Genomic DNA, 13,247 nt, shown 5'->3' on the forward strand with positions numbered 1-13,247 from the left:
AAGTCGTCCAGACCGTATAGGCGCGGGGACCTTTGCCGTAGAAGGTGGCGGGACCGGGTTGGCGAAAGGCCAGACGTGGCGCAGCCGTTCGATCAGCTGGGGATCTGGGCGTAGAACGCCGCGCCCAGAACGTCCACTGCCTGCTTGCAGGGTGCTTTCACTTCCGGTCTCGGCCCTGGGCGTCGGCGGAACAGGTCAGTTCGTGTCTGGTGCTCGAGGAGGATCCCGAAGGGCCTTCGACATAGTCCGTGCGCCAGCCGCCCCCTTCTTTGAACCGCAGGACCCATATGATGTGAATGATGCTGGTGTGGAAATAGAGGCCCGTAGGCAGGCCACGTGACTGGGATCGACATGGGAGCCGGCAGAGCAGCTTGGGGGGCGCCATCCTTCGCTGGAGATGGAACGCCAAGATCAAGGCAAAATTCGACGCATCGACCGCCATGTATGTTCGTCTTGGGAACAAGCTTCCTTGTGTCGAGCCGGGTCAGTCCGCCGGGCGAACCGCCCGCGCCGAGAAATCCAGCGTCAGAGTGGCGATCTCTCCGGTTATCCGTGCATCGAAGCCAAGGCCGTTGCGCTCGGCGATCTTGCGCATGATCGTCAGGCCCAGTCCGGCCCCGGTCGAGCCTGTCGACTTCGCAAAAGTCTCGTGCCGGAACTCGGCTCCCGGCGCGACCGGGTTGCGGATGCGCAGGACAGGGCCGGGGCGTAGGGTCACGGACACAGGTCCGGTGCCGTGGTCGATCGCATTGCGCAGTGCATTGCCAAGCAGAAGCGCCGCCGCATCGGGATGGATGGCAATCTCGGCCTGCTCGATATCGCCATCGTCGAAGGTGATCGAGGCCCGTTCCTCGGCGGTGATCACGATCCGGATGATCCGCAGCAGATCGCAGCGGGACTGCCCGCCGATCCCGGCCTCGGCGCGGGACAATTGAAGCAGCCGCTCGATGATCCGGCCCAGACGATCCAGCGCGGCGGTCATGGCACGCGCGGCGTGCGCACCGCCGCGCCCCGCGGCGATCAGCTGCGCCTGCGCCGAGGCGCTGGCCAGCGGCGTACGCAATTCATGCGCGGCATTGGTGGCGAATTGGCGCTCGGATTCAACGTGGTTGTTGATGCGCTGCAAATAGCCGTTGAGGGCGACGGGGATCGGCTGCAATTCGCGCGGCAGGCCGGCATCGGCAAAGGGCGACAGATCCATCGCGGGTCGATCCTTCATCCTTGCGGCAAAGCGCAGGGCCGGGTCCAGCGCGGTGGCAATGGTGCGCCGCACGGTCAGCAGCACGACCAACAGGACAGGCAGCATCAGGACCAGCAGCGCCTCGACGCTTTCCAGAAGCTCATCCTTGCGCCATTCGTCGCTTTGGCCGACCTCGACCACCAGCGCATCCCGATCCCTGCTCAGCCGATAGATGCGCCAGCCGGGCAGTTGATGCGCTCCGTTCTCCCGTTGGGCGGGCCAGGGCGCCGGGTTGCTTTCGACCCCGTCTTTCAGGATGCGGATGGCGTGATCCGGGTCCAGATCTAGCCCTTCGGGCACCTGACCCGCGGCAAAGGCCGCCGAGGCGACATGGGCCGAGGCTTTCAGGGAATCGTCCAGAAGTTCGGTCATCTCATGCGAGATGACGAAGATCGCAATGGCAAGTCCGGTCAGCCAGCCAATGCTGACGCCGAGAACCAGGCGGCGCGTCAGACGGCTGCGCAGTGACCAGTCCCGGCTCATTTCAGCAGATAGCCCAATCCGCGCCGGGTTTCGATCAGGTCCGCGCCAAGCTTGCTGCGCAGGCGCGAGACATAGACCTCGACGGCATTGCCTTCGATCTCGTCTCCAAACGAATAAAGCCGCTCCTCCAGGGCCTTGCGCGACATGACCCGGCCCCGCGCCGAAACCAGCGTGTCCAGCACCGCCCATTCGCGCGAGGTCAGGCGCACCTCGTCCGCGCCGCGAAACAGCCTTGCGCCGGCGCGATCGACGCGGAATTCGCCCAGCGTGATCTGGGTCGAGGGCTCGCCGCCGGCGCGGCGGACATGGGCGCGCAGTCGGGCTTCGACCTCGCCCAGGTCAAAGGGCTTCACGACATAGTCGTCTGCCCCGGCATCCAGCCCGTCGATGCGGTCGCTGACCTGATCGCGGGCAGTGGCAATCACGACGGGCAGGCGATCGCCCCGCGCGCGCAGGGCGCGCAACAGGGTCAGGCCCGAACCATCGGGCAGCGCCAGGTCCAGCAGCATCACGTCATATCGGACGACGTCCAGGGCCGCCTCGGCATCGGCAATGCTGGGCGCGACATCTATGGCATGGCCAGAAGCCACCAGATAGCGGCTGATCCCGTCCGCAAGATCCGGCGTGTCCTCGACCAGAAGAACCCTCATCGCGCCCTCGTTACGTGGTTCATGGTGGCATCCTATGCTGAGTGGACGGCGAAATGGCCACTGATTTCGCGACACCCATCGCGCTTTCGTGAAGACCGATGACCCGCGCTGTAAGCAAGGCGCAAGATTGCCGCGCAACCTGCTGGGTAGAGAAGAACCCGTAGGTGAATGATGAACAGTCTGGCAAATTGCTCCCCGTTCCGGGGGCGGGCGTCATGAGGATCGAGTTTCTCGACTGGCGCGACCCGGCATGGCAGGACGCGGCCAACCTGATCGGCGCGCATTTCAAGGCAGTCTATGACGCTCGGATCTCGCTTGCCGGGATCGAGCTGGCCGCAGCAACCTCGGCGTCAGGCTGGCTGGCGGGCGCGGCGGGCATTCGCGAGGTCGGGCAGGGCTTCTTCTCGCAGACCTATCTGGACCGGCCGATTGCCGACCTGCTCTCTGAGAGGAGCGGGCACAGGGTCTTTGCCAAGGAGATCATCGAGGTGGTTTCGCTGGCCTGCCCGCAACCGCGCGCGACACTGCCGCTGATCGAAGCCATCACCGAAGAAGGCCGAAGGCGCGGGAAAAGCTGGGGCATTTTCACCGCGACGACCCCGCTGATGGGGCTTCTGGAACGGGTTGGCGTGCCGCTGATCGCCCTTGCCCCTGCCCGGCCCGAGCGCCTGACTGATGCCGGAAACTGGGGTCGATATTACGATAGCTTGCCGTGGGTTTGCGCGCTTTCCGACGAGCAGGCGCTGCGCTTCGTGCCGCAGCGCGCGGCGGTGACAGCAAGGATGCATCTGAAATGAAAAAGGTCTTCACCGCCTTGGCGCGGCATGGGGCGGAGCGGCCTTTGGAAATCGCGTTCCGCGAGCCCGATCGCAGCATCACCTGGGCGGCCTTGGCGCGCGAGGTCGGCGCCCAAGCCGCAGGCTTGCGCGAAGCGCCCGCCGTGCTGGGGATCGGGTTTTCCGGCATCGACTATGTCATCTCCGATCTGGCCGCCACGCTGGCGGGGCGCCGGGTCGTGCCAGTCCCGTCCTTCTTCGCCACCGCACAGGTGCAGCATCTGCTGCGCGATGCCAAGGCCGAAATGCTGGATCGGCTGCCCGATCCCGCCGCATATCCCCTGCCGCTTGACTATGCCGGCGGTGCCGACCGTGTGATCTATACTTCGGGGACGACGGGCCAACCCAAAGGGGTGGTGCTGGGCGATCGGCAATTGGAGGCATCGATAGCCGGATTGGCGGCCGCCCTGCGGCCGGGTTCGGGGGATCGCTACCTGTCTGTCCTGCCGCAGGCGCAGCTGCTGGAACAGGTCTGCGGCATTTTCCTGCCCATACTGGCCGGGGCCGAGACGCTGATCTGCCCCGAAGGCCTTGCGGCGCTCATGGGGGGTGACGGGGCGGGCCTTGCCCGTGCAGCCGAGGAATTCGGCCCCACCATCACGGTTCTCGCCCCGCGCCAATTGGCGCTTTGGGTCGCGGCTTTGCGGCAGGGATGGGCCAAGCCCCCGTCAAGCCTGCGCTATGTCGCTGTGGGCGGCGCACCGACTTCGCCCGCGCTGCTTGCCGAGGCGCGCGGGCTGGGCCTGCCTGTCGCCGAAGGCTATGGCCTTTCCGAAGCCTGCTCGGTCGTCGCCTTGACCCCATCCAATGCGGGGTCGATGCGGGTGATCGAGGGGGTGTCGGTGCGCATCGACGCGGGCGAGATCGTCATCTCGGGGCCGACGGTGATGCAGGGCTATCTGCATAGCGACGCCGTGCAGGGCGAGTGGCGGACCGGCGATCTGGGCGAGATCGAGAACGGCGCCCTGCGCGTTCTGGGCCGCCGCGATGCGATGATCCTGCGCCAATCGGGCCGCAACATCGCGCCGGAATGGATCGAGGCCGCGGCACTGGCCGACCCATTGGTGCCTTTTGCCGCGCTGGTTCAGGTTGCTGGCGACCGGCTGGTGCTGGTGCTCGCGCCGGCCGCCGCGCCCGACATGCAAGGGTTGGTGACGCGGCTTTCCGCGCTGCCCTTCTATGCTCGTCCGGAACATGTGCTGATGGTCGATGCCCGCCTGCCCGGGCTGATCCGGCCCTCGGGGCAGATGGACCGCACCCATGCCCGCGAGCTGGCCGCGAAACGCGAGGCCGAGTGGATCTCGCTGCGCGAAAGCCCGGATGAAAGGAGGCTCGCATGAGCGGGAAAATTGTGCTTGTCACCGGCGCCGGATCAGGAATCGGGCAGGCGCTTGCGCTCGAGGCCGACCGGCTTGGGCATCGCCTGATACTTGTCGGCCGGCGCGAGGCCAGCTTGAGCGACACCGCCTCTGTGCTGTCACGCCGGGCCCGGATCGTGCCGGCAGACGTCACCACCCCTGACGGCCGGAATGCCATCCGCGACGCAGTGGCGGACGAGGGGCTGGACATTCTGGTCAACAATGCGGGACGGCTGGCCTCGGGCAGGCTCGAGGGGCTGAGCGATCGCGACCTTGCCGAACTGGTCGCGACCAATATCGCGGCCCCCGTCGCGCTGACCCGCGACCTTCTGCCCGCACTGGAAAAGCGGCGCGGACAAGTGGTGAATATCGGCTCGGTCTTCGGCGACATCGCCTTTCCCTATTTCGCGCTTTACTCGGCCAGCAAGTTCGCGCTGCGGGGCTTTTCCGATGCGCTGCGGCGCGAGCTTGCCCCGCGCGGCATCGGCGTCACCTATATCGCGCCGCGCGCGACCCGCACCGCCGCGACTGAAAGTTTCCGCGCCCTGATCGGGCCGATGGCCATGAGCCTTGACGATCCCGAGGCCGTCGCGCGGCATGCCTGGCGCGCCATTTCGGCCCGCAAGCGCGAGCAATTCCCGCCCAGCCGCGAGCGCTTCTTTGTCGCCCTGCAACGCCTGCGTCCGCAAATCATCGACCGGGCGCTGGCCGGGATGACGAGTGACCCCGCCGTGATCGCCGCCGCCCGACATGACGAAACCAGAGAAAAAGCATGAAATACAATATTCTTCGCCAAAGCGACTTTGGCGCGGGCCTGGACGATCCCGATCTTCTGGACGCCATCCGCGCCGATCTGACCAGCGATGGCTGGACGCTCCTGCGCGGCTTTCGGCCCGGCATGGCCCAATTCGCGGGCCTCGTCAGCGCGCTTTGTTCACGGGTGACCTTCGATCCGGCCCGCAATCATTCCAGCGACCACACCCAGATGGTGGATGCCGGGCTTGGCCCGATCGGGCTGCATATCGAGAATGGCAATACTCCTCGCTGCCCCGATATCGTGACCTTCTTCGCCGAACGCGCCGCCTTCGAGGGTTCGCAAACCACGATCTGCGACGGGGTGCAGGTCTGGGACAGCTTCGATGACGCCCGCAAGGCGCGCTGGTCGCAGAAGATGACGGTGGAACGCGTGCTGCCTGAATTGCTGTGGAAGCGCTACCTCGCAAATGAACATCCCGCGATCTCGCGCCCCGAAGAGGTGACGATGGCACATGTGCTGCAATTCCAGCAGGCCTTGCCGGGTCAGGGCTTCGATCTGCATGAAGACGGCTCGCTGACCTATCGGCTCAGCGTCGATCCGGTGCGCGCCTCGGCGTTCAGCGGCGGTATGGGCTTTGCCAATGCCGTCCTTGGCCCGTCGCATAATTACCAGCCGCCCCGCTACCGCCTGGCAGATGGCAGCGACGTGACACCCGACGAGATCGAGGAGATCCGCGCCCTCGCCGAAACCGTCACCCATGAGATCAACTGGCAGGACGGCGATATCGCGGTACTGGACAATACCCGCGTCATGCATGGCCGCCGGGCCATCGCCGATGCCGATCGCAACCTTTTCATCGGCATGGGTTCGCTTTGAACCAAGGGAGGATCAGATGAGAAACCAATCTGGCGCCGCAGCCATCCTGGCCGGCCTTCTTCTGGCCGGGGCCGCCGCCGCCGCGCCGACAGGCAGCGTGCCCGCATCCGGGCGCCTGACCTTCGACGTTATCCGCAAGGGCAAGGATATCGGCGATTACAGCCTGAGATTTCAGCAAGATCGAGATGAGGTGACAGTCAGTGTCAGGACCGATATCGCCGTCAAAGTCCCGGTCATCGGCGTCGCGGCATATCGCTTCGAGCAGACCAGCACCGAGAACTGGAGCGGCGGCAAGCTCCAAGGCCTCAGGTCCCGGACGAATGACAATGGCAAATCCTATGATATCAACATCGGCCCCAGCCCGCTGATTCCCGCGAGCCTTTGGAATGCCGAGATCGTCAAGCAGCGCAAGGTGCTGAACACGATCGATTCCAGCGCGGATTCGGTTGCGGTGCGCAATCTGGGCAGCGACAGCATCGCGACCGGCCATGGCAAGGTCAGCGCGACGCATTACGCGATCTCTGGCGGGTTGAACCGGGAGTTGTGGTTCGACGGCAAGGGACAGCTTGTCCATGTCCGCTTCGCCGCCGAGGACGGCTCGACCGTGGATTACGTCCTGCGCTGAATTTTCCGGCGCGACGTCCGGCCGTGTAAGCGGCGCGCAAGGTCGGCCTGTCATCAACAGAACTGTCACACCGCATTTCGTCAAAAGGAGATCATCATGCGGAAGATCCTGATCCTGACCATCGCCAGTCTCGTCGCCCTGCCTGCGCTCGCCGAAGAGCGCTGCAATGTGGACAAGGCGGAATGGCGCCCGGTCGAGGAACTCAAGGCCGAACTCGGAGCCAAGGGGTGGACCATCTCGAATGTCAAGGAAGAGGACGGCTGCTACGAGGTCTACGGCAAGGACGCGAATGGCAAGAAGGTCGAGATCTTCTTCGACCCGGCCACTTTCGAGGAGAAGGGGTCCGATGACTGACCCCGTGGAAGACGGCGAAATCCGGGTCTGGGATCCGTTCCTGCGCGTCTTCCACTGGTCGCTGGCCAGCCTGATCGGGCTGGCCTGGCTGACCGAGGACGGGCCGAAATCCCTGCATGAGGGTGCAGGCTATGTCATCGTCGCGCTTCTCGCCGCGCGCCTGGTCTGGGGCTTTGTCGGCCCCAAACACGCGCGTTTCAGCGATTTCCTGCGCGGTCCGGGCGTGGTCCTGGCGCATCTGCACGATCTCGCGCGGGGGCGCGAGCGGCGCTATCTGGGGCATAACCCGGCGGGGGGCTGGATGATCGTTGCGCTGATCGTGACGATCTCTGCCACGGCGCTGACCGGCTGGCTTCAGACCACGGATCGGTTCTGGGGTTCGACCATGATGGAGGAAACCCATGAATGCTTCGCAAGCCTGATCCTTGTCCTGCTGGCTGGTCATCTTTGCGGCGTCTTGGTCGAAAGTCTGCACCATCGCGAAAACCTCGTGCGGGCGATGATCACCGGAAGGAAACGTCCGCTTCCACCACTGGGGTCGGACGCGCATCCGGAAGGGGGCGCCCAATGACCCCGGCGCTGGCCCTCTCTTGACGGACCTTGCTGGAAACGACATGCTGGTGGGGCGGCACTTCTCTCGGCCCTCAGGTCCATTGACCCGATGGTCCGCCGTCTACAGGCCCATCAGCGCCAATGCCGCACGTCCATTCATGCCGTAGGGATTGCCGAGGGTGGCCCGCGTTTCATCGTGGTAAAGATATGGGCCCTGCAGCAGGGTCACCTGTTTTCCCGCAGCCCCGAGCGCGTCCGCGAATTCCGTTGCCTGGCGCTGAAATTCGGGCGTTTCCAACGTGCCATAGGTTACCACGACCGGCGCCATGATCTGGTCGAGATGGCGCTGCGGGCTCATCTCGTCCTCCATTCTGTCGGTGAAGGAGATGTAACTTCTGCGCCAGGATAGGCGAACCGGGGCAAGATCATACATCCCGCTCATGCACAGGCCGCCCTTCACGGCATCATCCGGCAGGTCATAGGCCGTCCAGTCAGTCGTCAGCGCAACGGCGGCCAGATGCCCGCCCGACGAATGCCCGCCGATATAGACCTTGCCCGGATCGCCGCCAAAGCTTTCCGCGTTGCGGATGACCCAGGCGATGCCCCGCCGCACCTGATCGGCCAGACGACCCAGATCGCCTGCGACTTGCCGGACATCGGAAAAATCCAGCGCAACAAAATGAGCCCCGCGATCCAGGAATGGCTCGGCCGCGAAACCTGACGAACTTGCATCCATGAAGCGCCAGGTTCCTCCGTGGATGAAGACGAAGATCGGCGCGCCCGTTGCCTCGGCCTTGTAGAGATCCAGCTGTTCAACTTGCGGCTCACCATAGGACGCGCGCTGCGGATAGCCCCGTCGCAATCTGAGATCATAGCTTTCCGCAGATAGCCTTCTGGCGACCACGTCGAGGTTAGGCTGGTAGGCTTCCTGCCGATAGGCAGCATCGAGTTCGACCTGGTCATAGTCCCGCCAGATCCTGGGTCCCTTCACGTGACCTTCGAGAGGCTTGCCACATTCCTGACCCAAAGCTGGGGCGGCCAGGACGCCTCCGGCGATGGTAAGCGCCATGCGGCGGGAATACGAATGGGACCTGCGAGACAGCATGGGGGTCTCCCTCGACCAGAAATAAGTCCGATGTCGATTGGTTCAGCCAGGGGCCGGGTCGTTATGAGCATCGGGACAGTGAATTCTACGTCGCGATGTCATGACCAACGACTATAGCACCACCGTAATGCAGATTCATTCCCCGTCTTTGCGATGCGCGAAGTTCCGGCGCTGAAAGGGCAGGGTGTTGGATGCCAGCACCGCGTAACCGGGGCAGCATCGCCGATGCTCAAACCCAATGTCCATGCATCTGGCTTGCGGGTTTCTTCGCAATTTAGCGCCAGCCTAAGCATTGATGTCCGATTTCATAATTTTCGGAATGAAGGGCTCTGCCTACACCTATGCGTAGGTTCAGCCGACGAATGACGCAAACAGGGATGCGCAGATGCAAATAGAGACAACCGACACGCTTGTTGTTGGGGCAGGACAGGCCGGGATCGCGATGAGCGAGCATCTTCTGGCCAGCGGCGTGCCGCATCTGGTGCTAGAGCGAGAACGCATCGCCGAACGCTGGCGCTCGGCGCGGTGGGATTCGCTGGTCGCAAATGGCCCCGCCTGGCACGATCGCTTCCCCGGAATGGAGTTTCCCCAGGCTGATCCAGATGCCTTCATCGCCAAGGACAAGGTCGCGGACTACTTTGTCGCCTATGCCGAGATGCTGAATGCGCCGGTGCGTTGCGGCGTCGAGGTGAAGGAAGTTCGGCGCAACAGCGGCAAGCCGGGTTTCACGGTCGAGACCTCGAAGGGCGTGATCGAGGCGCAGCGCGTCGTCGTCGCGACTGGCCCTTTCCAGATCCCGGTCATTCCGCCGATGATCCCCGAGGCGGCCGGCATCGCCCAGATGCATTCGAGCAGCTACCGCAATCCCGAAGATCTACCCGAAGGTGCGGTTCTGGTCATCGGCGCGGGCTCGTCGGGGGTGCAGATCGCAGATGAGCTGATGCGCGCGGGCAAGAAGGTCTATCTCTCGGTTGGCCCGCATGACCGCCCTCCACGCGCTTATCGCGGTCGCGATTTCTGCTGGTGGCTGGGCGTTCTTGGCAAATGGGACATGGCCGCGCCGCGTCCGGGAACCGAGCACGTGACCATCGCCGTCAGCGGCGCTTATGGCGGCCAGACGATCGATTTTCGCAAGCTGGGGAACCAGGGCATGACCCTGCTCGGCCGGACCGAAGGCTATGAAAGCGGCGTGTTGAAACTTGGCCAGGATCTGGCGCAGAATATCGCCAACGGTGACGCGAACCTGTACTCCCTCCTCGACGAGGCCGATGCCTACGTGACGCGCAACGGCCTTGACCTGCCGCTTGACCCCGAGGCGCGCCGCCGCGAGCCCGATCCCGACTGCCTGACAAAGCCGATCCTGTCGCTGGATCTCGCGGAAGCGGGCATCACACAGGTCATCTGGGCGACCGGCTTCGGCGTGGATTACAGCTGGCTCAAGCTCGATGCCTTGGACGAAAATGGCCGCCCCCGGCATCATCGTGGCGTCTCGGTCGAGCCGGGGATCTATTTCCTTGGTCTGCCCTGGCAATCGCGGCGCGGTTCCAGCTTCATCTGGGGTGTCTGGCACGATGCCAAGCATGTGGCCGAGCAGATCGGTATCCAGCGCAAATACATGGACCATCACGCCGAGCGTAGCCTGCCACAACGCGACGCGGCAGAATGAGCGCTTGCACCCAGCACCCTTAGGCTCATCCTCATCAAGGATGAGCCAGACTTTTCTTTTCCTGCCGCCGCGTGATGTGAAAATCCGCATAAGACCGCGGCAATTCGACGGAGACTCCGATGGCCCATACCCGCATCCGCAAGTTCAACACCAAGGAAACATATCCCGAGCAGAACCTCGACAACGACCTCTGCCAGGCTGTCGTGACCCAGGGCGGCAAGACCGTCTGGCTGCGCGGCCAATGCCCTCAGAATCTTGATGATGCGAAGAATATCGAAAGCCACGACCCGGTCGAGCAAACCCATAAGGTCATGCAGAACATCAAGCAGCTGATCGAGGAAGCCGGCGGCAGCATGGAGCATCTGGTCAAGGTCGTGGTCTATATCACCGATGTCCGCCACCGCGAGGCGGTCTATCGCACGATGGGCGAATACCTGAAGGGTGTGCATCCGGTTTCGACCGGTCTCGTCGTGCAAGCCCTGGCCCGTCCGGAATGGCTGGTCGAGATCGACGGCACCGCCGTCATTCCGGATTGATCGCATGACCTTCTCGATTGTCGCGCGCTGCCCCGAGACGGGCATGTTCGGGGTCGCCATCTCATCCTCGTCGCCGGCGGTCGCGGCGCGCTGCTCTTATGCCCGGGCAGGGGTGGGGGCGGTCGCATCGCAGAACGTCACCGACCCTTCGCTGGGGCCGCTGACGCTGGACCTGATGCAAGGCGGGCTGTCTGCCTCGGACGCCATTGCCAAGGTGCAAAGCCAGGGCCGGTTCATCGAATATCGTCAGGTTCTGGCTGTCGATGCCGAGGGCCGGACCGCGATCCATTCCGGGCCGAATTCGCTGGGCATCTGGACGCAGGCGCAGGCCGAGAACGTCGCCTCTGGCGGCAATCTTCTGGCAAATGACGGCGTGCCGCAGGCCATTGTCGATGGGTTTCGCGCCTCGACCGGCCATCTCGCTGACCGTCTGATCGCCGCAATGCGCGCGGGAATGGCAGCAGGTGGCGAGGCCGGGCCGGTCCATTCTGCGGGCCTCAAGATCGTGGACAAAGTCAGCTGGCCCGTCGTGGATCTGCGCTGCGACTGGACGGACGATTGCCCGATCGAAGCCATCGCCACACTTTGGGACATCTACAAACCGCAGCTTGACGCCTATGTCCAGCGCGCCCTCGACCCGCGCGCCGCGCCGTCTTATGGCGTGCCGGGCGACGAGTGAAAGGAAAGGGAGCACCATGCTGGACATGAGCCATCAGGATTGGAAAATCCGCGCCGCCGGACTGAGCTTTCGCAGCCGGGCCTTCATCGACGGCAAATTCGTCGATGCGGTCTCGGGCAAGACCTTCGACAGCATAAACCCGGCAACGGGTGAGGTGCTGGCACAGGTCGCCGAGGGTGACGCCGCCGATATCGACCATGCGGTGGCTGCCGGCCGCCGCGCCTTTGACGATGGCCGCTGGTCGCGCATGGCACCCGGCGCGCGCAAGGCGGTGATGCTGAAGCTTGCGGATCTGATCCGCGAGAACCTGCAAGAACTGGCGCTGCTGGACAGCCTCGACATGGGCAAGCTGGTCACCGATGCCGTCACCATCGACGCGCCGGGCTCCGCGCATTTCTTCCAATGGTATGCCGAGGCCATCGACAAGCTTTACGACGAGGTCGCCCCCACCGGCCCCGGTGATCTGGCGCTGGTCCGCCGCGTGCCGTTGGGCGTCGTCGGCGCGGTCGTGCCGTGGAACTTCCCGCTGGACATGGCGACGTGGAAATCCGCCGCCGCTTTGGCCGCCGGGAACTCGGTGGTGTTGAAACCCGCCGAGCAATCGCCGCTTTCCGCACTGCGTCTGGCGGAGCTGGCGGCCGAGGCAGGCGTGCCGGACGGCGTCTTCAATGTCGTGCCGGGATACGGCGCGACGGCGGGCCGCGCGCTTGGCCTGCATATGGATGTCGATTGCCTGGCCTTTACCGGTTCGACCGCCATCGGCAAGAAGTTCATGGAATATTCAGGCCAATCGAACCTCAAGCCGGTCTGGCCGGAAACGGGCGGGAAAAGCCCGAACATCGTCTTTGCCGATTGCGAGGATCTGGACGCCGCCGCCGACATGGCCGCATTCGGCATCTTCTTCAATCAGGGCGAGGTGTGTTCGGCCAATTCCCGGCTTTACGTCGAGCGCTCGATCCGCGACGTCTTCATCGAAAAGCTGGTCGCGCGCGCCGAGGCGATGCAGCCCGGCGATCCCCTCGACCCGGCTTCGAAAATGGGCGCGATCGTCGATGAGGCCCAGACCCAGGGCATCATGCGCTTTATCGAGGCGGGTAGGCAAAGCGCCCGGCTCGTCACCGGAGGCGAGCGCGTCCGGATCGAAGGCAAGGGCTGTTTCGTCCAGCCAACGATATTTGCCGACGTGACGCAGGACAATCCGCTTGCGCGCGACGAAATTTTTGGCCCGGTCCTTTCGGTCATCGCCTTCGACAGCGAGGATGAGGCGGTTAGACTGGCGAATGACTCGATTTATGGTCTTGCGGCCTCGGTCTGGACGGACAACCTGTCGCGCGCCTGCCGCGTCGCGGACCGGCTGCATGTCGGCACGGTCTCGGTGAACACGGTCGATGCGCTTTCCGCGCAGACGCCCTTCGGGGGTATGAAGCAATCGGGCTTCGGCCGCGACCTGTCGCTGCATTCGCTGGACAAATACACCGCGCTGAAGACGACCTGGATCAAGTACAGGCCCTGATCCGATCAGACGCCCGG

General features: G+C 64.3%; 14 protein-coding genes. 11 read left to right on the forward strand and 3 right to left on the reverse strand.

Translation table 11 applies throughout. From position 1 onward, the window contains the following. Window positions 1-484: 484 nt before the first annotated feature. Together RGQ15_RS14495 and RGQ15_RS14500 are read right to left on the reverse strand one after the other, a co-directional pair. Window positions 485-1,723, reverse strand: coding sequence for a histidine kinase dimerization/phospho-acceptor domain-containing protein (locus tag RGQ15_RS14495; protein WP_311161175.1), 1,239 nt, complete (start codon window positions 1,721-1,723; stop codon window positions 485-487). After that, complete coding sequence (locus tag RGQ15_RS14500; RefSeq protein WP_311161176.1) at window positions 1,720-2,373, reverse strand: response regulator transcription factor; 654 nt, start codon at window positions 2,371-2,373, stop codon at window positions 1,720-1,722. The genes RGQ15_RS14495 and RGQ15_RS14500 overlap by 4 nt, the downstream gene beginning before the upstream one ends. A 215-nt stretch (window positions 2,374-2,588) precedes the next feature. Between RGQ15_RS14500 and RGQ15_RS14505 the strand changes: the two genes are divergently transcribed. The 7 genes from RGQ15_RS14505 (at window position 2,589) to RGQ15_RS14535 (ending at window position 7,750) form a co-directional block, all read left to right on the forward strand. Beyond that, the gene (locus tag RGQ15_RS14505) at window positions 2,589-3,170 is read left to right on the forward strand and encodes a thermostable hemolysin (protein WP_311161177.1); all 582 of its coding nucleotides are present in this window, start codon (window positions 2,589-2,591) and stop codon (window positions 3,168-3,170) included. Further along, window positions 3,167-4,549 (forward strand): AMP-binding protein, encoded by a 1,383-nt coding sequence (locus RGQ15_RS14510; protein ID WP_311161178.1) that lies wholly within the window; start codon window positions 3,167-3,169, stop codon window positions 4,547-4,549. The genes RGQ15_RS14505 and RGQ15_RS14510 overlap by 4 nt, the downstream gene beginning before the upstream one ends. Next, a complete protein-coding gene (locus tag RGQ15_RS14515; RefSeq protein ID WP_311161179.1) occupies window positions 4,546-5,343 on the forward strand; it encodes an SDR family NAD(P)-dependent oxidoreductase in 798 nt (265 codons plus the stop codon). The genes RGQ15_RS14510 and RGQ15_RS14515 overlap by 4 nt, the downstream gene beginning before the upstream one ends. Next, window positions 5,340-6,200 (forward strand): TauD/TfdA family dioxygenase, encoded by an 861-nt coding sequence (locus tag RGQ15_RS14520; RefSeq protein ID WP_311161181.1) that lies wholly within the window; start codon window positions 5,340-5,342, stop codon window positions 6,198-6,200. The genes RGQ15_RS14515 and RGQ15_RS14520 overlap by 4 nt, the downstream gene beginning before the upstream one ends. Before the next feature lie 16 nt (window positions 6,201-6,216). Next, window positions 6,217-6,825 carry a DUF6134 family protein gene (locus RGQ15_RS14525; RefSeq protein WP_311161183.1) on the forward strand — a complete coding sequence of 203 codons (609 nt, stop codon included), beginning with the start codon at window positions 6,217-6,219 and terminating at the stop codon, window positions 6,823-6,825. 96 nt (window positions 6,826-6,921) lie between these two features. Continuing rightward, window positions 6,922-7,179, forward strand: a complete 258-nt coding sequence (locus RGQ15_RS14530; RefSeq protein WP_311161185.1) for a PepSY domain-containing protein — start codon at window positions 6,922-6,924, stop codon at window positions 7,177-7,179. Then, window positions 7,172-7,750, forward strand: a complete 579-nt coding sequence (locus RGQ15_RS14535; RefSeq protein ID WP_311161187.1) for a cytochrome b/b6 domain-containing protein — start codon at window positions 7,172-7,174, stop codon at window positions 7,748-7,750. Before RGQ15_RS14530 ends, RGQ15_RS14535 begins: the two co-directional genes overlap by 8 nt. 102 nt (window positions 7,751-7,852) lie before the next feature. On the opposite strand, the gene RGQ15_RS14540 is transcribed toward RGQ15_RS14535, so the two are convergent. Next, entirely contained in the window at window positions 7,853-8,836 is a 984-nt protein-coding gene (locus tag RGQ15_RS14540; RefSeq protein WP_311161188.1) for an alpha/beta hydrolase, read from the reverse strand. A gap of 385 nt (window positions 8,837-9,221) precedes the next feature. Here RGQ15_RS14540 and RGQ15_RS14545 point away from each other — a divergent pair, with 385 nt between their 5' ends. From RGQ15_RS14545 to RGQ15_RS14560, 4 genes are all read left to right on the forward strand, one after another. After that, on the forward strand, window positions 9,222-10,502 hold the full coding sequence (locus RGQ15_RS14545; RefSeq protein WP_311161189.1) for a flavin-containing monooxygenase: 1,281 nt from the start codon (window positions 9,222-9,224) through the stop codon (window positions 10,500-10,502). A 119-nt stretch (window positions 10,503-10,621) separates the two neighbouring features. Continuing rightward, window positions 10,622-11,038 carry a RidA family protein gene (locus RGQ15_RS14550; RefSeq protein WP_311161191.1) on the forward strand — a complete coding sequence of 139 codons (417 nt, stop codon included), beginning with the start codon at window positions 10,622-10,624 and terminating at the stop codon, window positions 11,036-11,038. Window positions 11,039-11,042: 4 nt separating this feature from the next. Beyond that, window positions 11,043-11,717, forward strand: a complete 675-nt coding sequence (locus RGQ15_RS14555; protein ID WP_311161192.1) for a DUF1028 domain-containing protein — start codon at window positions 11,043-11,045, stop codon at window positions 11,715-11,717. A 16-nt stretch (window positions 11,718-11,733) separates the two neighbouring features. Continuing rightward, entirely contained in the window at window positions 11,734-13,230 is a 1,497-nt protein-coding gene (locus RGQ15_RS14560) for an aldehyde dehydrogenase (RefSeq protein WP_311161193.1), read from the forward strand. Window positions 13,231-13,247 lie beyond the last annotated feature (17 nt).

The sequence above is a fragment of the Paracoccus sp. MBLB3053 genome (assembly GCF_031822435.1).
Lineage (GTDB): Bacteria > Pseudomonadota > Alphaproteobacteria > Rhodobacterales > Rhodobacteraceae > Paracoccus > Paracoccus aurantius.

Coding starts and splice junctions, on each gene's coding strand:
- RGQ15_RS14495 (WP_311161175.1), bottom strand. CDS start 1,723: ATGAGCCGGGACTGGTCACTGCGCAGCCGTCTGACGCGCCGCCTGGTT.
- RGQ15_RS14500 (WP_311161176.1), bottom strand. CDS start 2,373: ATGAGGGTTCTTCTGGTCGAGGACACGCCGGATCTTGCGGACGGGATC.
- RGQ15_RS14505 (WP_311161177.1), top strand. CDS start 2,589: ATGAGGATCGAGTTTCTCGACTGGCGCGACCCGGCATGGCAGGACGCG.
- RGQ15_RS14510 (WP_311161178.1), top strand. CDS start 3,167: ATGAAAAAGGTCTTCACCGCCTTGGCGCGGCATGGGGCGGAGCGGCCT.
- RGQ15_RS14515 (WP_311161179.1), top strand. CDS start 4,546: ATGAGCGGGAAAATTGTGCTTGTCACCGGCGCCGGATCAGGAATCGGG.
- RGQ15_RS14520 (WP_311161181.1), top strand. CDS start 5,340: ATGAAATACAATATTCTTCGCCAAAGCGACTTTGGCGCGGGCCTGGAC.
- RGQ15_RS14525 (WP_311161183.1), top strand. CDS start 6,217: ATGAGAAACCAATCTGGCGCCGCAGCCATCCTGGCCGGCCTTCTTCTG.
- RGQ15_RS14530 (WP_311161185.1), top strand. CDS start 6,922: ATGCGGAAGATCCTGATCCTGACCATCGCCAGTCTCGTCGCCCTGCCT.
- RGQ15_RS14535 (WP_311161187.1), top strand. CDS start 7,172: ATGACTGACCCCGTGGAAGACGGCGAAATCCGGGTCTGGGATCCGTTC.
- RGQ15_RS14540 (WP_311161188.1), bottom strand. CDS start 8,836: ATGCTGTCTCGCAGGTCCCATTCGTATTCCCGCCGCATGGCGCTTACC.
- RGQ15_RS14545 (WP_311161189.1), top strand. CDS start 9,222: ATGCAAATAGAGACAACCGACACGCTTGTTGTTGGGGCAGGACAGGCC.
- RGQ15_RS14550 (WP_311161191.1), top strand. CDS start 10,622: ATGGCCCATACCCGCATCCGCAAGTTCAACACCAAGGAAACATATCCC.
- RGQ15_RS14555 (WP_311161192.1), top strand. CDS start 11,043: ATGACCTTCTCGATTGTCGCGCGCTGCCCCGAGACGGGCATGTTCGGG.
- RGQ15_RS14560 (WP_311161193.1), top strand. CDS start 11,734: ATGCTGGACATGAGCCATCAGGATTGGAAAATCCGCGCCGCCGGACTG.